We start from the raw sequence: 19570 nt of genomic DNA on the forward strand, positions 1-19570 counted from the left end.
TAAAAAGGACTAAAAGATTATGACGGCACAAATCAAATTAGAGCGCGAAGCGCACATTGCTAAGCTGACGATTAGTAATCCACCTGCCAATACTTGGACGCTTGAATCTCTCAATCAACTTAAAGAGCTGGCGATAGAACTGAGTAATGATCGCTCTGTTTACGCGTTGGTGCTCACGGGTGAGGGGGAGAAATTCTTCTCTGCGGGGGCAGACCTGAACAACTTTGCCTCGGGGGATAAATCACAAGCGGCAGATATGGCGTTCGCATTTGGTGAAGCGTTTGAAGCGCTGTCAGCGTTCGATGGTGTTTCTATTGCGGCGATTAATGGTTATGCAATGGGCGGTGGTCTCGAGGTGGCGATGGCGTGTGATATTCGTATCGCAGAAGAACAAGTTCAAATGGCACTGCCGGAAGCGTCAGTCGGTTTACTGCCTTGCGCGGGCGGGACGCAAAACCTGACTGCCTTGGTTGGTGAAGGCTGGGCGAAGCGCATGATCCTGTGTGGCGAACGTGTGACAGCAAAGCAAGGCGAGAAAATCGGTTTAGTCGAAGAAGTGGTTGATAAAGGTCAGGCGCTAGATGCGGCGATGGAACTCGCACAGCGTGTCGCAGGTCAATCACCGCAATCCGTTTCTGCATGTAAGGCGTTAATCCAAAACCGACGCACGCAAACTCATGCTGCTGGTTTGGTATTAGAACGAGAGCTGTTCTTGCAGCTGTTCAATACCCAAGATCAGGCAGAAGGGGTGAATGCATTTTTGCAGAAACGTAAACCTAACTGGACCAACAGTTAACGGAGGCGTCATGGCCAGCAAAGTAAATGTGTCACAAATTGAGTGTGCCGACGGCTCGGCCATTGGTGTGTTGGAGTTAGACAACCCAAGCGCCCTCAATGCGCTTAGCTATGTGATGATAGAGCAACTCTACAACCAACTGCTTGAATGGCAAATGGACGACAGCATCGTCGCGGTCTTTTTGCATGCGAAGGGCGATAAAGCGTTTTGTGCCGGTGGTGATATCCAAGCGATCTACCGCGCGTTAGAGAACAAAGAACAAGACTTTGACTCGGCGTTTTCTGCGATGGAAACCTTTTTCGATCTTGAATACCGTTGTGATCATCTCATCCACACCTATCCCAAACCAATCATCGCGTGGGGGCATGGTTATCTGATGGGCGGTGGCGTGGGCCTGTTTATGGGCGCGAGTCATCGCGTAGCGGAAACGACCACGCGATTTGCGATGCCTGAAATCAAGATAGGTTTGTACCCTGACGTTGGCGCAACTTATTTCTTAAATCAGCTCCCTAAGCATTTTGCGCTGTTTCTTGGCTTAACTGCTTGCCAAATCAATGCGACAGACATGAAAGCTCTCGGCCTGAGTAGGTGGGTTGCCTCTCCGGAAAGTAAAACCCGTTTATTAGATTCGTTAGCGAGCGTGAATTGGAGCCGTCAATCAAACATTCACGACAAACTTTCTTCGGTTCTCAATTCTATAGAAGTCGATGAGTTGGGCACTGGAATGCTAATGCCCCATGAGACGCTGATAGAACAGCTTTGCACCGGAGAATTAGCAGATATTGTGGAAGCAATTAGCAGTATCGAAGTAGAGGATAAATGGTTCATTAATGCGCAGAAAGCACTGAACTATGGTAGTCCACTTTCTCTCAATATTACCTACCAGCAGCTCACTCAGTACCAAAAGCTGCCATTAAAAGCGTGCTTTGATATGGAGTTTAACCTGACATTGCGTTGTGGTTTAGAAGGTGATTTCAGAGAAGGGGTTCGCGCGTTAATTATTGACAAAACGAACCAACCAAATTGGCAACACAGCTGTGTTTCTGATGTGACGCCACAGGTTTTGGAGCGTTTTTTTGCCCCGATTGACTCAACCGAGTATCCACTGACCGCGACTCAAATGGCTCCGGAACCACAACAGTTGCAAGGAATATAGCCTCCAGCAATTCAGCTTCAAGGAATACAGAAGGAATATCACATGGACAAAATAGCATTTATCGGACTTGGTAACATGGGTGCGCCCATGGCTAAGAACCTACTCAGAGCGGAACTTAATGTTGAAGTGTTCGATCTAAACCCAAGCGCGGTTGAGGAGCTCACAGGACTTGGTGCTTCGAGCGCCGATTCGGTTCAGCAAGCGGTTCAAGGCGCGAGCGTTGTCGTCACGATGCTACCAGCGAGTCAACACGTTCAAAGTGTTTATCTTGGTCAAGATGGCATCTTAGATAGCGTAGATTCTGGCACGCTGCTCATCGACTCTTCGACCATTGATCCTGCGACAGCAAGAAGCGTTGGAGAAAAAGCCGCACAGCGAGGCATCAGTTTTGTTGATGCGCCTGTTTCTGGCGGTGTAGCTGGTGCCGCTGCAGGTACACTGACTTTTATTGTTGGTGGCTCTCAAGAGGACTTTATCCAAGCGAAAGCCGTGCTTAGCCACATGGGTAAAAACATTTTCCATGCGGGTGATGCTGGTGCAGGTCAGGTGGCGAAAATCTGCAATAACATGATGCTGGGCATTCTAATGAGTGGCACTTGCGAAGCACTGAATTTGGGCATAGAAAACGGGCTAGACCCAAAAGTGTTGTCCGACATCATGTTGCAAAGCTCTGGCCGCAACTGGGCGTTAGAGCTGTACAACCCGTGCCCAGGCGTGATGGAAACCACCCCTGCGAGTAACGGTTATCAGGGCGGTTTCATGAGTCAGCTTATGGCGAAAGATCTCGGCCTTGCCATGGAAGCAGCAACTGCCAGCCAAAGCTCGACGCCAATGGGCAGTCTCGCGAGAAATCTTTTCAATTTTCATAATGGTCAGGGCAACGGACAGAAAGACTTTTCTAGCTTGTTTGAGTTCTACCAAAAACAGCAACAGGCATAAGGAAAGACTATGGAATTAGCAAATAAAGTCATTGCCATTACAGGCGCAGGGCAAGGATTGGGGAAACAGATGGCAGTATCGCTGGCGGAAAGTCACGTTAATCTGGCACTGATTGACTTAACCCCAGATCAACTGGCTGAAACGAAAGCTGAGTGTGAAGCGCGAGGAGTCACTGCACGCTGTTATGTCGCCAATGTCACGGACGAAGAACAGGTGTGTTCCGCATTTGAACAGATTGAAAGTGACTTCAAGCAGCTTAATGGTGTGGTCAATAACGCGGGCATTATGCGTGACGGTATGTTCATTAAAGTGAAAGATGGGCAAGTCAATACAATGTCACTGGAGCAGTTCCAGTCGGTTATGGATGTGAATGTAACAGGGACTTTCCTTTGTGGACGTGAAGCGAGCAAAGTGATGCTCAACACCGACAGTAAAGGCGTGTTGATCAACATTTCTAGTGTGGCGCGTGCTGGCAACATCGGCCAAACCAATTACTCCGCATCCAAAGCGGCGGTTGCAACAATGTCGGCTGTGTGGGCTAAAGAGTTGGGGCGCTTTGGCATTCGCTCAGTCGCGATTGCTCCTGGAGTGATCAAAACGGCAATGACAGATCAAATTAAACCAGACGCGATGGAACGTTTGGTCAAGATGATTCCTGTCGGTCGTTTAGGATTGGCGGACGAAATCTCTTCAACGATCAAATATGTATTAACTAATGAATTCGTCACCGGAAGAGTGTTGGAAGTCGATGGCGGAATGCGGATGTAAGGCAAAGCAATAGGGTTAGCGCGCAGTTAAGCCGCTAACCCTGCAATATGTGGTGCTGCCATAGATGTATCTGCTTCTGTACCCGCAAGGCTCACATTAACAACCTAATATAATCCGAAGTCAGCGACATCAACCAATGTTTAAGCAACATCATCATCGTCACACTGGCCTAAAACGTAGTCTTTAGTGCCGAGCATTCGAAGAAAATTCCAAAGAATTATGGCCTAAAAATGATAATACCAATTGATTTCAATTGATTATGTTGTGTTTTTGGTCAAAAGGTAATTGTTCAATCTATCCTCTACCATAGATTAAGATGGTAAAGCAGCGTTACGGAAGATAAGTCGCTGCTATTTTGTTATTTAGCCGTATCTCTGAGTGGGGTATTTCCATAAGTAATTTTACTTACCAGTATTACTTTAATGCGATAATCCAACTTGATGATTTCCTGCGCCGCTTATTACTACAGCAATCAAAAATCCACGAGACACTCAAGCTTTTCATAAAATGGTCAAGCAAATCATTAATTCACCTTTGGCGTTGCTGATGGTGAGCTTAACAAGCAAAAAATTCTGGTGGCATTTACGGAATTTTTGATAATTCTCGTTCCTTGAAGAGAAGGTTCTTTTCTCTATTCTTACATCACAAATACAAGTGATATTGCAACGTTCTGAGCGAAATTTGCACGAATGTAAGCTGAATCAGTTAGGAGTTATTTGTGTGATTTTTACACGTATTTAAAGTGATTGAGGTTTTTCCTTGCAAATAATTAAGATTTGCATCACATAAGTGCGTCATTTTTGGAACCAATGTCATGTTTTTATTGCTATTGATAAAGTGGTACATAATATTGTGACCAATAGATAGAGAAAGCGATGGTTTGTTTGTAGGGCGGAGTGCCTCTTTATTTACGAGGGCTCTAGAGAAAGATCTGCGACAAACGTTCTCTTTAATCTAGAAGATAATAACGATGAAAAGTAACAATAATGATCGGTTAGAGCTAGGTGACCAATTGTCAGAAGATAGATTAGCAGGAGTGAAAAATATCCTGTTTGTTGATGATGAGCGCAATATATTGTCGGCACTACATCGGCTATTTAAACGACACGGCTTTACTACCTTTATGGCGAGTGATGGTGAAACAGGTATAGAGGTTTTACGTGAAAACTCTATTGACGTTGTTATTTCTGACATGCAGATGCCAGGAATGAAAGGCGACCAGTTTCTTGCTGAAGCCGTCAAGATAAATAAAGATGCAATACGTATTCTTTTGACGGGTCATGCCGATCTTGGCTCGACAGTAAATGCGATCAATGAAGGCAGTATTTACCGTTACATAAGCAAGCCATGGGATGATGACGCGATTGTTGAGTTGGTAGAAGAAGCGTTGCGCAGCCGTCAACTTGAGCAAGAAAAACAGCAAAACGCGTTCTTAGCCCAGCAGAAAAACCTTCAGCTTGAAGAACTCAACGACCATCTAGAAAAAACGATCGACGCAAGAACAAAAGACATAGAGATGGCTGTTGGCAAGTTTCGTTTAGCTAACCGCAAGCTGAATAAAACGTATTTAGATACCATTAAAGCGTTTATGAGCCTGATCAATACGCGTGACGGCTTGTCATATCGTTACGCGAGTAAAGTGGCTGAATTGAGCAAGAAAATGGCTCAGGTTCTCAAACTGAATGAGAGTGATATTCAAGATATTTTTGCTGCCAGTATGCTTCACGAATTGGGTAAAGTGAGCTTACCTTGCCACTTACTTAATCGCCCAACCAGCACGTATGAGCTGAGTGAACAAGCGCAATATCATGGTCATCCAACCGTTGGGCATGACGTACTGGCTTGTGTTGATGGGTTAAAAAAAGCAGCCATTATTATTCGATCCCATGAGGAGTATTACAACGGTTCTGGGTTTCCCATCGGGCTTAGTACACACGATATTCCGCTTGGGGCTCGTATCTTATCGGTTGCCAAGGACTTCTATGCGTACCAAGGGACAAAACACTTAAGTATTCCACAAAGTGCGAAAGCCTCTTTGAAGCGTATACAAGCTCAGAGCGGCAACTTATACGATCCCACGTTGACAAAAGTACTGAGTGATATTGTGACCCCGCAACTAAGCGACAGTGAAGAACCGACAGAAATTGTTCTTAGTGCTCGTCATTTGTTATCTGGGATGACCTTAGCGCGTGATTTACACAGTCATGAACGTTTGCTGTTACCAAAAGGTCGACAGCTTACAGAAGGGCTGATCAATCGATTACTTGCCTTTGAAAAAAATAACGAAACGTACTTTGAGATCCATGTGTTAGACGACGAAACGTCGAAACTAAGCGAGTAACTTACGCATTTCATGCGTGCGCATAATGAATGTTTGCTTTAATGCAACAAGGTTCGAAAGTATGAGTATAAGAATTCCTAAAATTACTTTTAAACAGACCAAGCAAGTAGCCACCAGCCGCTCTCTCGCAAGCCAGTCTCTAAAGGAATCATTGACGTTTAATGTTTTTGAATCCATCAGTGCAAAACTGCTCAAAAATGTGTTTGGCGCTTATTGTCTTGTCGCGCTTATTGCGACAGTTTTACAAGTAGTGATGGAATATAAAGATTCAAAAGAACACGTTCACTATGAAATAGAAACATCTGAGAATATTTTTTCCCATCGTTTAGAAAATGCGCTATGGCGCTATGACATCGCATATCTGGACAAAATACTAACAGATGTCATGGCTAATCATGTGATTACAGGGGTCAGTATTACAACCGCTTCGGGAGAGGTTGTCCTACAAAAGGGCATAGTTGCTGATAGCGAACGTGCCTGGCCTCAAGCCACGCTAGAATCAGCCTCATTGAGTATCGCCAAGCCAACCTTTGCATTGAGTATGTTTGAGCACAAAGCGCCTTTATTTGCTCCTAGTGGAACGCAGAATCTACCTATCGGTTATGCTCGTTTCTACACCAGCCGTGACATGGTGATTGCAGAAACAGGCCATACCTTCATCGTCATTCTACTGGTTGCGTTCATCAAAACGTTTTCGCTTTGGGTGCTGTTTCTCTATTTTGGTAAAAAACTGCTTAGCCGTCCGTTAAATAAGCTGGTCAATGATATCAATTCACTACCTCTGTCACTCTGTTCTGACGCGTTGAAGCCATCATTAGTGAAAAAGAATGAAATTGAGCTCGTAGAGTTGGCACTCGAAGAGTTAACGAAGAAACTCAACAATACATTGGGCAGTTTGCGCGCGGATAACCAGAATTTGAGTGAAAACAATAGTATTTTGCAGCAAGCCATAGAGCAAAGTCCGGCAGCGGTGATCATATTTAACGCGCAATGTGAGATCGTGTACCACAACTCCTGTTTATCGATTTCAGCCGACAGTACAAATGAGATAGACAGCCCACTGTATGACAATCAGCTGATAATGGAAGAAGTCGAGAAGATTATTTTAGCGGAAAGTGTCGGGCGTGGATGGCGAAAGGAGTTCCAACTCACTAGCCCAAATGGTGCTAACTCTTGGTTATCTGTTCAACTGACCCCCATCAAAGACGCAACGGGAAATATATCTAGCAGTCTGTTTATTGCTACTGATATTACTGCTCAAAAAGAACTCGAACAGTCATTGCGTTTTACTAGCATTGAGCAGAAAAAAATAATCCATGAGCTTAGCGTTGCGCACAAAAAGTTGCTGCAATCTGAAAAAATGGCGTCTATTGGGCAACTTGCGGCTGGGGTCGCGCATGAGATCAACAATCCCGTTGGCTATATCAATTCAAACATTAATTCCTTAAGCCAATACACGGAAAACCTGATGCGTCTGCTCGAATTGTATGAACAATATGTTGAGAATAACTCAAGCGATACGGAAGAAATTCGCGCATATAAGTCCCAGGTTGATTACGAATTCTTAAAAAAGGATATCCAAGAGCTGCTACATGAGACGACTGAAGGTGTAGATAGAGTGAAACAAATCATCGCTGCGCTTAAAGAGTTTTCTCGCGACAGTTCTGACGAGTGGCATCTTAGTGATTTAAGTCATGTGTTGGAAAGTACCATAAAGGTCGTGACTAATGAGCTCAAATACAAAGCCGACTTAATAAAAGAATTCAGTGAACTTCCTGAAATCGAATGTATCCCTTCGCAATTAGGACAAGTGTTTTTGAACTTATTGGTGAATGCGTCACATGCGATAAAGGGTTACGGGACCATTACCATTCGTACAGGCTTTACGCAGAACGAAGTTTGGATTCAGGTGAAAGATACAGGCTGCGGAATCGCGCCAGAGAACATACCTAATCTATTTGATCCATTTTTTACCACCAAGCCTTTGGGCGAAGGCACTGGTTTAGGGCTGTCGATTTCTTACGGCATTATAGAAAAACATGGTGGCAGAATCGACGTGGTCAGTAAGGTTGGGGAAGGGACATCGTTCTATGTTTATTTGCCAATAAGGCAGTTTATGCGTGACGACCAGAACCAAGAAAACGAAACGTCTTTAGAGCTGCAAGCTGAGAATATTTAACTTGTCATAAAAATAGTCAGCCTGGGTTAATGGGCAGCAGCACGCCATATAGTGCCGAAGTGCCACTTCATAGGCTTTACTGAGTGTGTAATTTGCTAAAAATAAGAAGGAAAAGAACTTTGCGAACAATTTATCTGGGTATATTAATGTCGCTGCTGGCGGTATCGTCGGCGAATGCGAGCAGTCTTTATTTTGGTGTGGTCCCGCAGCAATCAGCCAATAAAATGGCAAAACTCTGGACACCTATTTTTCAATACCTTAGTGAAAAAACAGGTGAAGATATCCGATTTAGTACCGCGCGTGATATTCCAACGTTTGAAAAGCGTCTAGCGAGAGGCGAGTACGACATTGCGTACATGAATCCCTATCACTACACGGTTTTCCACCAAGTACCTGGATATCAGGCAATAGCGCGACAAAAAGACAAACGTATTAAAGGTATTGTTGTTGTCCATAAAGATAGCCCTATTCAAGATATCGCCGAGTTAGATAAGCAGAAAATGGCCTTTCCATCTCCAGCTGCATTTGCCGCAAGTATTATTCCGCGAGCAAAAATGGAGCAGCAAGGGATTGAAATAATCCCAAGTTATGTTTCTTCACACGATTCTGTATACATGAACGTTGCCCGCGGTTTCTTTCCTGCTGGTGGTGGTGTTATGCGTACATTTAATAATTCTGCACCAGAGATCCGTGATCAGCTTAAGGTACTTTGGACCACGCCAACTTATACGCCACATGCGATTGCGATTCACCCTAGAGTCAACGCAGACACGGTTGCAAAAATCAAAGCCGCATTGCTTGAGATGAACCAAGATCCGAAGGGGAAGGCGCTGCTAAAAGATATCAATTTTAAAGGCATTGAATTGGCAGAGAACGCGGATTGGGATGATGTCAGAGCATTGAATATCAAACTACTCGACGAGGTCATTAAGTAGTCAGTCCATGTTCGAAAATCCAGGGGAGGGCATTCGTGTCGTTTAGGCTCAAAACTATTATAGGCACTGCTTTGATTGAAGCCGTGCTGTTGTTGATCTTGGTTTCAATGACGCTGAACTACCTTCGTACGACGAACTACGATGCTCTGAAGACACGCGCATCTACGACTGCTTCGCTGTTTGCGACCACAACCAAAGATGCGGTTCTCTCTTATGATTTAGCCTCGCTTGACGCATTCGTTAAGGAAGTTCTAGAAAACCAAGATCTTGTCTACGCCCGTGTGGTAGGACAAGGCGATAAAGTGTTTGCACAAGGCGGTAGCAGCGAATTCTTGCAGAAAAAGTTTGTGGCGGATAGCAGCGTAGAAAATGCTGCAGATGGTGTGTTTGATACCTTTGCTGAAATAGCCGAGGGCGGCGAGGTATATGGTCGAGTGGAGATAGGGCTTGATATCAGCAGTATTCAATCCACTATCGCGGAAGCAAAACGCCTTAGTACCGGGGTTGCCATTTTAGAGATGGGGCTGGTGGCCTTCTTTTCATTTTTATTAGGGACCTATTTGACGAGTCAGTTGCGAGTTCTTAGCTCCGCAGCTCAATCTATCTCGGATGGGAAACTGGATGTTGAACTTCAAGTGAAAGGTAAAGATGACATCGCGTACGTAGCAAAAGCGTTTAACTCGATGGCTAACCACCTGAGAGAAGCGAGTGAGCGGCGTGATCAATTCGAGCTTGAACTTAAAGAGCTGAACCGGTTTTTAGAAAATCGCGTGGAACAGCGAACCCTCCAAATCGAGAATAAAAACAGACAGCTTGAGCATGCAAACCAAGAACTCAAAGCCACCCAGGCGAAACTTCTTCATTCCGAAAAAATGGCCTCTATCGGGGTGCTTTCTGCGGGTGTCGCCCATGAGATTAACAACCCACTTGCCTTTATTATGAGCAACTTACATTCGCTAGATGTTTACGGAAGAAACTACCGACAAATGCTGGATGAATATAAGGTGCTATCTCAACTGACAGAGCCTGAAGACATACTCAAGCAGCAACAGAAAATTGCACATCTGTATGAAGAATACGATGTAGACTTTATGAATGAAGACCTTGAACCTCTGCTCCAAGACACCATTGAAGGCACAGAACGAATGAGGGATATCGTCAAAGGGTTAAAAGAGTTTTCACACGTTGATACCAGCGAAAATTACTCGCTGTGTGATCTCAATGAGTGCATCAAATCTACGCTTAAAATGGCCAGCAACGAGCTTAAATATCACTGTGATATCAAATTAGAATTAGGTGAGTTGCCGCTCACTTATTGCTGTGCCGGACAAATCAATCAAGTGCTGCTTAATCTTCTGCTAAACGCGGGCCACGCGATTGAAGATCAGGGCACGATTACTATTTGTTCCAAACAGAATGGCGACAGGTTAGAGCTCAGCGTAACTGATACAGGAAAAGGGATCACTGAAGAAGATAAAGGAAAACTGTTTGATCCATTCTTTACCACCAAGGCCGTCGGCAAAGGTGCGGGACTGGGGTTAGCGATAGCCTATGGAATCGCACAGGAACATCAGGGCGACATTTATGTTGAGAGCAAGGTCGGTGAAGGGAGCCGATTTACTTTGAGCATACCTGTCAATGAGCCAGAAAATCGGTTGACGTGCTCGATGTAGACTTATAGCAATTAGAACGGCATGTCATAGTTAGACGTCTATCTATAAAAACAGGCACTACATTTAACGTAGTGCCTGTTTTTTTTCATTTGCTCGTAAACATTTCTTACTCGCTTGGAGCCATGGTCTCTTTATATTGGTTCAACTCCGCTTTTATTTTAGCCATTACATCTAGAGCAGTATCAAAATTGTAGGCTGACACGGCTTCAGCAAGGGCGTAGCTGAGTTCGGGGTCGAGCTTTTCAAAACAGGACTGGTGCTTCGAGTAATAAAACTCAGATTCTAAGTCGCACTCTTCAAGTAAAGAGACCAGGTGATTCACTTTAGCCTCAAATTCTTCAACAGACTTAATATCACACTCTAATGGCGTTGGAGCCGCTTCAACCATATCTGCTTGTGGGATCTCTTTATGCTTAGGTATCACAGAAACACCTGAGTGATCGATGTCGAGCTCAATGGTAAACCAGAAGTTGCTTCCTTTATCTAGCTCGCTTTCAACACCAACACTACCGCCCATTAACTCTGCAATCCGCTTAGAAATAGTTAAGCCAAGGCCAGTACCCCCGTACTTTCTGGTTGTTGATGCATCTGCCTGTTGGTAGCTGTCAAACACCGCAGCTTGGTCGAGTTGTGATAATCCAATGCCATTGTCCATGACACTAAAATGTAAATGAACACTATTTTCAGTTCTCTGCACGACACCGACTACAATCGTCACTTCACCTCCTTCAGTAAACTTGATGGCGTTACTGACATAATTAAAGAGGATTTGCTTAATACGGAACTGATCGCCTATTAGCTGAGGAATGGAGTTATCGACTTTGGTAACAAGATGAATATCGTTCTGTTCGGCTTTATGCTCAAAAATATCTTGAACATCTTGGATAGTCGCTCGAACGTTGAATGGGGCCTTCTCAATATCTATCTTATTGGCTTCAAGCTTAGAGAGATCCAGAATGTCGTTAATCAGTGTTAGCAAGTGCTTGCCTGACTTATCAATTTTTACTAGGTTACTTTTCTGCTCTGTAGTCAGGTCTGACTGTAAGAGAATATGAGATAGCCCTAGAATCGAGTTCATGGGTGTTCTGATCTCATGGCTGACATTAGATATAAACTGGCTTTTAGCGATGTTTGCATCTTCAGCAGAAAGTTTTGCGTCTGTAAGCTCGCTGGTCAGCCTATCTAACTTTCCACCCATGCTGATGATGGCGTTCGCTGTTTCGTTGAGCTCTTTTAAACGGAAACCATCATGAGCCAGATCAAAGTCACCCGAACCCGCTCTGTTCACCATGCTTTGGATTTGCGTTAGTGGCTCGGCAATAAATTCACTCATCTGCTTTGAGGACCGCCAGATAAAGATCAAGAACAGGGTATAAAACGCCACTAAACCGAAGATAAGAATGTAGCCGATGTTTTGATACTTTTCCTCTAGCGCATGAGAAGTTGCATACATTTCATTCTCATCAACAATCATCAGTAAACGCCACTGGGTTTCCGGTATGGTCGACCAAGAGAGCAGTTTATTTTCACCGTTAAGCGTCAACTGCATGAGTCCATTGCTTTCCTTTAGCAAATGCATGCTGAGATCAGCGGTATCGTCACGCTTGTACAAGTTAAAAGCGTCAGGCTTAAACACTTCTTGTGTGATGGCTTGTTGGTAACTATGTTCCGTGAGTTCTTTTAAGCCAAAGTCGTGCTCGCCTTGTGGGGGCAGGGCCATAATTGTCCCGTTGCTGCTTGCTAAAACGGCATATCCATTCCAAGGAATGGTTAGGTTCTGAATGCTGTCAATGATGGCGCTGACTTTGATATCCAGCCCAACAACGCCTTCGAGAAACTCTTTGTTATACACCGGAGCAATGGCTGATGCCATCCAACCATGACCTGCGGGATCAATATAAACATCAGTCCAAACCGTTTTTTGGCTTGGGTTGTTTGTCTCATTGGCTAGGTAGTAAAAATTGTATTCCGGGATGTCCATTTTGGTCGGGTACTGATCGATGGTATAAAACCAAGGGTAGATCCGGTTGTATGAGTCCCAGGTATTAAAGTAGATAGAGGCGACTAAATCGTTGTTTTTTTCGATTTGTTTCATGAGCGGATCGAGGTGAGCTAGCTTATAGACTTTCTCCCAATCCTTTTCGGCAGTCAGGCCAGAGTAGAAAGAAGCCGAGCCACCTAAATCTTGTTTGGAATACAAGACACCATCTTCACTGACCGCGAGGTTAGGTTTTTCAGAACGGTCAATAATGTCTGGCTCTGATAACACACGCGCAGTTTCGTTTCGGTATAGTGTGGTTAAATTTTCTATGGAGAGCAGTTTTTCTCGAATGATAGCGGCTTCTCTATCAGAGGATATTCTTAGCTCATCGTTAACCTGTGTGTAAATATATTCCATGTTATCGGTACTGATAAAATGGTTACTTAACAAGTAAACGGCAATCAGAACCGATTCCACCAGAATGAGGGGAATGATTCCGGTTTTGACCATTGAACGCCACACCCACGACTGTGTGGTGATTTTCTTATCTTTCATGCTTGTACCAGCGGCTTCTAAAAGCAGTCTTGTTATTAATTGGTGTATTCTTGTGCGATGGCATATAGGTCATCGGCGATATCCGAAAAAGCATTCGTGACATCTGGGTCAAATTGGGTACCTTTACCAGAAGTAATGATTTGTACCGCGTCTAGATGAGTAAATGCAGGCTTGTAAACTCGTTTACTGATGAGTGCATCATAAACATCCGCTATCGCCATGAGTCTGGCTGACAACGGAATCTCTTCGCCAGTAAGCCCTAATGGATAACCATTACCATCCCAACGTTCATGGTGCGAGTAGGCAATTTCTTTGGCGACATCGAGGAAGTTCATCGATTGGTCGCTTACTTGTTCTGCGTTTTTAATCGCCTCGTAACCGATGGTGGTGTGGGTTTTCATCACTTCAAATTCATCACTTGTCAGCGGCCCTTTCTTCAGCAAGATTGTATCTGGAATACCGATTTTCCCTATGTCATGCAAAGGGGCCGACTTGTATAACAGATCGATGAAGTCATTATTGAGTGCTGATGTGTAACGCGGATTTTCGCGTAACTGCTCTGCTAAACGTTTGATGTAAGCTTGAGTGCGTCGAATATGGTTACCGGTTTCGTTATCGCGAGTTTCAGCCAGCGATACCATGGCATAAAAAGCGACATCTTGAATCGCGTGGAGCTCTGCTTTTTGTCGTAAAGCTTCGGTCGTGCGCCGTTCCACCTCTTGCTCGAGAACTTTATTCTTGCCCTTTAAGGTATCGGATGCCACTTTCAGAGAAACATGCGTTTTAACACGTGCTTTCACTATTTCTGGGTTAATTGGTTTGGTTATGTAGTCAACGGCACCGAGTTTTAACCCTTTTTGCTCATCGACTCTTTCAGCTTTCGCGGTGAGGAATATGATCGGAATATCGCAGGTTGCTGGGTTTGATTTTAGCTGTTGGCAGACTTGATAACCGTCTATTTCCGGCATCATGATGTCGAGTAAGATCAAATCAGGATTAGCGGTTTCAGCAAGCGCTATCCCACGCTCACCATTGTTTGCTCCTTTTACTGTGTAATCATCTTTAAGTAGCTGATACATCAGTGTGAGGTTTTCGGGAATATCGTCAATAACCAACACAGTTGGTTTGGATGAAGAGAAATCTAACATCCGTTCTCCTTTCGACAGCGACATGGCAAATGCATAGAAATGCTAATTTTAGAAATCAAAAAACAGCGTCATGATTTCGTATTATTATGTTTAATATTAGTGACTTCTAAACTATCATAAACCGCTATTTCATAGAGTGATGGTGCTCAAATTAAAGTGATCTCCGTTCCAGTTTTTTATGGATGAAATTTGAGCGTTTGAAGGGGATGCTTTGTGGCTGGCATAGGGATAATGCGGCTAGGTCGGCTTCAATTTTTACCGCTCTGGAATACGCGATCAAAATAGCTCACGGGTACCACTTTTGTATTGGCTTTACGTTGCCATTTTGTGTTGTTTGCGACTAACCAAGTTTGCTGAGAGTGAGCCACAATCGCTTGACTGACTTTCGCTTCTGAGAGCTTATGCTCCATCACATATTCCTGTGGTTTGGAATCGTTTTTGCTGCTAAGTGAAAGATCGGAAATCGCCAATTCGGCCACGGCGGCACAACCAATGATGCCTATATCCGCCGAAAACTGCGCGAAGAAATCTGCGACACCATTGTCTACGATGTCTCGGTCATTGGTTCGAATTCGGCCACCAGGAATCCACGTTTCAATATGGCTAAACTGGGAAAGAATATGTGCGGCTTCAAGGTTATTGGTGACGACACGCAATTCTTTATGATGTTCTAGGCGCTCTGCAATGCAAGCAATGGTAGTGCCGATGCCCAAGAAAAGGGTGACGCCGTCAGGGATTGCTTTAACAACCCGATCAGCAATGCGCTGTTTCTCTTGCAAGTTAGTCAGTGACCGCGAGGCATAGCTTCGATTATTCAATGTTGTGGGTAATCCTACGCCACCATGATGTCGGCGTGCTAACCCTAAATTGCACAGTTCGTTAATATCGCGACGAATGGTTTGCGTGGTTACATCAAAACGTTGAGCTAATCCATCGATGGAGCAGTACTCTTGCTGGTGGACAAGCTCAACAATGGTTTGTTGGCGATGGCTAAGATCATGCATTGAGCGCAGGTTCCGGCGTGGTTGCATCACAATAGCGTTGTGGCATGTCGGTGATCATCATATCTACGCCCCATTGCCAGTGTGCTTCGACCTGCTGCGGCACATTGGCGGTGTAACAGAAAAGTTGGTATCCCATCGATTTGATGTGTTTTGCTTGTTGTTCAGTAAGGTAGCGATAATCACAATGTACGCTGTACGCATCGATTTGTTGCAGTGTCGTTTCTGGCGCTTCGGGTATCTCTTGCCACAAGTGACCACGTTTTACCTCTGGCAAATGTTGAGCAATGCTGATGAGTGCTTCTGTGCTGAAACTGGAAAACAACAATTGTTCTGAGCTTATTTCTGATTCAGTGACGATTTGTGCCACACGCTCACACAGTAATTCAACGTCATCCTCTGGGTAGATTTTTAGCTCAATATTGAGGTGAATACCGGCATTTTTGACCAAAGTGAGCGTTTCTGCCAGCGACGGGATATGCTCGCGGTGAAAGTCCTCGTCAAACCAGCTGCCTGCATCGAGTATTCGCAGTTCGTGCCAAGTTAAATCGGCAACCTTACCTTTTCCATTGGTACAACGATCAACGGTCTGATCGTGAATAACGACAGGCACAAAGTCTTGGCTGAGTTGCACATCTATCTCAATCCACTGACAGCCAAAATCGATTGCCATTTGAAAAGCACCCAGTGTGTTCTCTGGTGCCAAGCTAGATAAACCGCGGTGCGCTGTTAAGTTCATGATTTCGTCCATTTTAGTAAGCATGATTACTTCGGAATATCGCGCGTTGATATGACATTCTGATGACGGATAAGTGAACTTATGCATGTTCATATAAGTTCATTTAACTGTCACTTAAGCGTCATTTTTCCCATTTAATTTTCATATGAAACTTCTGGTGCGAAATGTTTTATCAAATGAACATCCGCCAACAACTAACCGATAACATAATCCATAGAAAGGGAATCATTATGTCGATTAAATACCTCACTGGGCTGGCAGTTACCGCTGCGCTAATGAGCGCTCAGGCACAAGCAAAAACTGAAGTCGAGTGGTGGCACGCAATGGGTGGCGCACTTGGAAAGAAGGTCAATGAAATTGCGGCGGACTTTAATGAAAGCCAATCAGACTACGAGATCAAACCCGTCTATAAAGGCAGCTATGCAGAAACGATGACCAGCGCGATTGCGGCGTTTCGTGCTAAAGAACAGCCAGCGATAGTGCAGGTGTTTGAAGTGGGCACGGCCACCATGATGGGCGCAGAAAAAGCGATTTATCCGGTATACCAGCTGATGGAAGATACCAAAGAACCGTTTAATCCAGATAATTATCTGGCGGCAGTGACGGGCTACTACACAACAAACGATGGCCAAATGCTCTCAATGCCTTTTAACAGCTCGACGCCAGTGATGTATTACAACAAAGATATGTTCGCGAAAGCAGGCATTACAGAAGCGCCAAAAACTTGGAAGGAAATGGAACAGGCTTCGCGTAAGCTTCTGGCTTCCGGCGCTAAATGTGGCTTTAGTACTACATGGCAGTCATGGACTCAGATTGAGAACTTTGGTGCGCGCAATAACGTACCAGTTGCGACAAACAACAACGGTTTTGCTGGCCTAGATACCCAATTCAAGTTTAACGAATCGGCGTTTGTGAAACACATTGAGAAAATGGGCGAATGGTCGAAAGAAGGTATCTTTAAGTACGGTGGACGCCAGTCAGACGGCATGCCGCTTTTCTACACGCAAGAATGTGCGATGACGATGGGATCGTCTGCGGGCTTGGCTGGCATTAAAGAAAACATGAAGGGTGTGGATATTGGTGTTGCACAATTACCTTATGATTCTAACGTGATCTCTAAACCGCAAAACACCATTATTGGTGGCGCTTCACTGTGGGTACTTCGCGGTCACTCAAGCGAGGAGTACAAAGGCGTGGCGAAATTCTTCTCTTACCTGTCTAGCCCTGAAGTTCAGGCTGATTGGCACCAGTTCACAGGCTACCTACCTATTACAAAACAAGCGTATGAATTGACGAAGAAGCAAGGGTTCTACCAGCAGAATCCAGGTACGGATACTGCGGTTCTACAGATGACTTCAGTAGCGCCAACAGAAAACTCGAAAGGGATTCGTTTTGGTAACTTCCTACAAACGCGAGACATCATTAACGAAGAACTAGAAGCGGTATGGGCAGGTAAAGCAAGCGCGAAAACTGCACTGAACAACGCGGTTCGTCGTGGTAATGAACAGCTACGTCGCTTTGAACGCACACAAAAATAAACACTGACGAGGGGCCTACGCTCTTCAGTTTGTGTCCCAGCTAAGCTTCAGTGCTTGGCTGGGTGTCTTAAGTTTTCTTTGGTATTTACTATGTCATCGCCAGTTGTATTTAAAAACAAGTGGCTGCCTGTTGCGTTAATTGCACCTCAACTGATCATCACATTGGTGTTTTTTATCTGGCCTGCAGGGCAAGCTATTTTTCAGTCTTCACAACTTGAAGACGCTTTCGGCATGAGCCGAGAATTTGTCGGGCTTGAGAATTTCGAAAAGCTCTTGAACGATCCTTATTATTTGGACTCGTTGTTAACCACATTGCAATTCAGCGTTAGCGTTGCGGTACTGGCTCTGATCAGTGCCTTGGTTTTGTCTGCATTTGCTGAACAAATCGTACGTGGCGCGACCATGTATCGAACTTTTTTGATTTGGCCGTATGCCGTAGCCCCTGTAGTGGCAGGATCACTCTGGTTATTCTTGTTTGATCCAACCATCGGTATTGCCACTCAAATGCTCGCTTGGTTCGGGGTCGATTGGAATCCGACTCTGAATGGCAACCACGCAATGTGGATGGTGATCGTCACGTCTACTTGGAAGCAGATCAGTTACAACTTCTTATTCTTCTTAGCCGCATTGCAATCGGTCCCTCGCTCCTTACACGAAGCGGCCGCCATTGATGGCAGCGGTCCGGTGAAACGTTTTATCACCATCAGTTTTCCTCTGATATCGCCAACCAGTTTCTTTTTGTTGGTGGTCAATTTCGTTTATGCGTTTTTTGACACCTTCGCGATCATTCACGCGATGACGCAAGGCGGACCGAGTAACAGCACATCGACGCTGGTTTACAAAGTGTATAACGATGGTTTTATTGGGTTAGATCTTGGCTCGTCGGCGGCTCAGTCTGTCATTTTGATGATTCTGGTTGCGACCCTAACCGTGTTCCAATTTAAATATGTTGAAAAGAAGGTGGCTTACTAATGGTAGAACGTCGGCCAATATTTAATTTATTTTGTCACGTCATTCTTGTGCTTGGTATTGCCTCTATCGCACTGCCGGTTTGGATCGCGATTGTGGCCACCACGCATGAAAACAGCGCTTTTGCTACAGGAACACCGCTTTGGTTTGGTGATCTCGGTTTCTCGGTCTTTTCAGAGTTATTAAGTAATGCCAGTAAAGTAAACAACACAGCTTTACCGATCACAGGGATGTTATTTAACTCTTTGGTGATGGCACTGTGTATCACCATCGGCAAGCTGACTATTTCGATTATGTCTGCCTATGCGGTGGTGTTTTTTCGTTTTCCGGGGCGAATGATTGCGTTTTGGATGATCTTTTTTACCTTAATGTTGCCAGTTGAAGTACGCATCATGCCGACATTTGAGGTGATCACCAACCTCAACATGCTCAATTCATTTTATGGCTTAACCATTCCATTGATTGCCAGTGCCACTGCCACATTTTTATTTAGGCAGTTCTTTCTCACGGTGCCTCATGAGCTGGTTGAAGCGGCGCGAATTGATGGTGCGGGGCCTATTAAGTTTTTCGTCGATATCTTACTGCCGCTATCACGTACTAATATCGCGGCGCTGTTTGTGATCACCTTTATTTATGGCTGGAACCAATACCTTTGGCCGCTGCTGATCACAACCGACATTGAGTATTACACCATCGTAATGGGCATTAAGCAGATGCTGGGTGTGGTCGATGGAGTCATTGAGTGGAACAAGATCATGGCGACCACGATTATTGCCATGCTGCCCCCAGTCATCGTGGTTATCGTGATGCAAAAAGCGTTTGTTAAAGGTCTAGTCGATTCGGAGAAATAAA

At 44.7% G+C, this 19570-nt stretch carries 15 protein-coding genes; 11 read left to right on the forward strand and 4 right to left on the reverse strand.

Features of this window, described 5'->3' with window-relative positions:
• Positions 1-19: 19 nt before the first annotated feature.
• The 8 genes from VNE01S_RS13230 to VNE01S_RS13265 all read left to right on the forward strand — a co-directional run bounded on the left by VNE01S_RS13230 (position 20) and on the right by VNE01S_RS13265 (position 10787).
• Positions 20-796, forward strand: a complete 777-nt coding sequence (locus VNE01S_RS13230; RefSeq protein ID WP_053394556.1) for an enoyl-CoA hydratase — start codon at positions 20-22, stop codon at positions 794-796.
• A 10-nt stretch (positions 797-806) separates the two neighbouring features.
• Entirely contained in the window at positions 807-1952 is a 1146-nt protein-coding gene (locus tag VNE01S_RS13235) for an enoyl-CoA hydratase/isomerase family protein (RefSeq protein WP_053394557.1), read from the forward strand.
• Positions 1953-1994: 42 nt separating this feature from the next.
• The gene (mmsB, locus tag VNE01S_RS13240) at positions 1995-2891 is read left to right on the forward strand and encodes a 3-hydroxyisobutyrate dehydrogenase (RefSeq protein ID WP_053394558.1); all 897 of its coding nucleotides are present in this window, start codon (positions 1995-1997) and stop codon (positions 2889-2891) included.
• Positions 2892-2900: 9 nt separating this feature from the next.
• Positions 2901-3659, forward strand: a complete 759-nt coding sequence (locus VNE01S_RS13245; RefSeq protein WP_053394559.1) for an SDR family oxidoreductase — start codon at positions 2901-2903, stop codon at positions 3657-3659.
• A gap of 970 nt (positions 3660-4629) precedes the next feature.
• The gene (gene nosR, locus VNE01S_RS13250; RefSeq protein WP_053394560.1) at positions 4630-6000 is read left to right on the forward strand and encodes a response regulator c-di-GMP phosphodiesterase, NosR family; all 1371 of its coding nucleotides are present in this window, start codon (positions 4630-4632) and stop codon (positions 5998-6000) included.
• A gap of 61 nt (positions 6001-6061) precedes the next feature.
• Complete coding sequence (locus VNE01S_RS13255) at positions 6062-8179, forward strand: PAS domain-containing sensor histidine kinase (protein WP_053394561.1); 2118 nt, start codon at positions 6062-6064, stop codon at positions 8177-8179.
• 128 nt (positions 8180-8307) lie between these two features.
• Complete coding sequence (locus VNE01S_RS13260; protein WP_373278565.1) at positions 8308-9114, forward strand: phosphate/phosphite/phosphonate ABC transporter substrate-binding protein; 807 nt, start codon at positions 8308-8310, stop codon at positions 9112-9114.
• Between the two features lie 35 nt (positions 9115-9149).
• Positions 9150-10787, forward strand: coding sequence for a HAMP domain-containing sensor histidine kinase (locus VNE01S_RS13265; protein ID WP_082331646.1), 1638 nt, complete (start codon positions 9150-9152; stop codon positions 10785-10787).
• A 106-nt stretch (positions 10788-10893) separates the two neighbouring features.
• On the opposite strand, the gene VNE01S_RS13270 is transcribed toward VNE01S_RS13265, so the two are convergent.
• The 4 genes from VNE01S_RS13270 to VNE01S_RS13285 form a co-directional block, all read right to left on the reverse strand.
• A complete protein-coding gene (locus VNE01S_RS13270) occupies positions 10894-13323 on the reverse strand; it encodes an ATP-binding protein (RefSeq protein WP_053394564.1) in 2430 nt (809 codons plus the stop codon).
• A gap of 35 nt (positions 13324-13358) precedes the next feature.
• A complete protein-coding gene (locus VNE01S_RS13275; RefSeq protein WP_053394565.1) occupies positions 13359-14471 on the reverse strand; it encodes a response regulator in 1113 nt (370 codons plus the stop codon).
• A gap of 248 nt (positions 14472-14719) precedes the next feature.
• Entirely contained in the window at positions 14720-15475 is a 756-nt protein-coding gene (locus tag VNE01S_RS13280; RefSeq protein WP_053394566.1) for a DeoR/GlpR family DNA-binding transcription regulator, read from the reverse strand.
• Positions 15468-16211 (reverse strand): glycerophosphoryl diester phosphodiesterase, encoded by a 744-nt coding sequence (locus tag VNE01S_RS13285; RefSeq protein ID WP_082331662.1) that lies wholly within the window; start codon positions 16209-16211, stop codon positions 15468-15470. The genes VNE01S_RS13280 and VNE01S_RS13285 overlap by 8 nt, the downstream gene beginning before the upstream one ends.
• Before the next feature lie 230 nt (positions 16212-16441).
• Here VNE01S_RS13285 and ugpB point away from each other — a divergent pair, with 230 nt between their 5' ends.
• The 3 genes from ugpB to ugpE all read left to right on the forward strand — a co-directional run bounded on the left by ugpB (position 16442) and on the right by ugpE (position 19569).
• On the forward strand, positions 16442-17749 hold the full coding sequence (gene ugpB / locus VNE01S_RS13290; protein ID WP_053394567.1) for a sn-glycerol-3-phosphate ABC transporter substrate-binding protein UgpB: 1308 nt from the start codon (positions 16442-16444) through the stop codon (positions 17747-17749).
• A 90-nt stretch (positions 17750-17839) separates the two neighbouring features.
• Positions 17840-18721 (forward strand): sn-glycerol-3-phosphate ABC transporter permease UgpA, encoded by an 882-nt coding sequence (ugpA, locus tag VNE01S_RS13295; RefSeq protein WP_061781648.1) that lies wholly within the window; start codon positions 17840-17842, stop codon positions 18719-18721.
• Positions 18721-19569, forward strand: a complete 849-nt coding sequence (gene ugpE, locus VNE01S_RS13300; RefSeq protein ID WP_053394568.1) for a sn-glycerol-3-phosphate ABC transporter permease UgpE — start codon at positions 18721-18723, stop codon at positions 19567-19569. Before ugpA ends, ugpE begins: the two co-directional genes overlap by 1 nt.
• Position 19570: the final 1 nt, after the last annotated feature.

It is taken from the genome of Vibrio nereis NBRC 15637 (assembly GCF_001591105.1).
GTDB lineage: Bacteria > Pseudomonadota > Gammaproteobacteria > Enterobacterales > Vibrionaceae > Vibrio > Vibrio nereis.

What these genes read in the sequence shown, in the direction of transcription:
- VNE01S_RS13230 (WP_053394556.1), top strand. Translation starts at nt 20, where the DNA reads ATGACGGCACAAATCAAATTAGAGCGCGAAGCGCACATTGCTAAGCTG.
- VNE01S_RS13235 (WP_053394557.1), top strand. Translation starts at nt 807, where the DNA reads ATGGCCAGCAAAGTAAATGTGTCACAAATTGAGTGTGCCGACGGCTCG.
- mmsB (WP_053394558.1), top strand. Translation starts at nt 1,995, where the DNA reads ATGGACAAAATAGCATTTATCGGACTTGGTAACATGGGTGCGCCCATG.
- VNE01S_RS13245 (WP_053394559.1), top strand. Translation starts at nt 2,901, where the DNA reads ATGGAATTAGCAAATAAAGTCATTGCCATTACAGGCGCAGGGCAAGGA.
- nosR (WP_053394560.1), top strand. Translation starts at nt 4,630, where the DNA reads ATGAAAAGTAACAATAATGATCGGTTAGAGCTAGGTGACCAATTGTCA.
- VNE01S_RS13255 (WP_053394561.1), top strand. Translation starts at nt 6,062, where the DNA reads ATGAGTATAAGAATTCCTAAAATTACTTTTAAACAGACCAAGCAAGTA.
- VNE01S_RS13270 (WP_053394564.1), bottom strand. Translation starts at nt 13,323, where the DNA reads ATGAAAGATAAGAAAATCACCACACAGTCGTGGGTGTGGCGTTCAATG.
- VNE01S_RS13275 (WP_053394565.1), bottom strand. Translation starts at nt 14,471, where the DNA reads ATGTTAGATTTCTCTTCATCCAAACCAACTGTGTTGGTTATTGACGAT.
- VNE01S_RS13280 (WP_053394566.1), bottom strand. Translation starts at nt 15,475, where the DNA reads ATGCATGATCTTAGCCATCGCCAACAAACCATTGTTGAGCTTGTCCAC.
- VNE01S_RS13285 (WP_082331662.1), bottom strand. Translation starts at nt 16,211, where the DNA reads ATGAACTTAACAGCGCACCGCGGTTTATCTAGCTTGGCACCAGAGAAC.
- ugpB (WP_053394567.1), top strand. Translation starts at nt 16,442, where the DNA reads ATGTCGATTAAATACCTCACTGGGCTGGCAGTTACCGCTGCGCTAATG.
- ugpA (WP_061781648.1), top strand. Translation starts at nt 17,840, where the DNA reads ATGTCATCGCCAGTTGTATTTAAAAACAAGTGGCTGCCTGTTGCGTTA.
- ugpE (WP_053394568.1), top strand. Translation starts at nt 18,721, where the DNA reads ATGGTAGAACGTCGGCCAATATTTAATTTATTTTGTCACGTCATTCTT.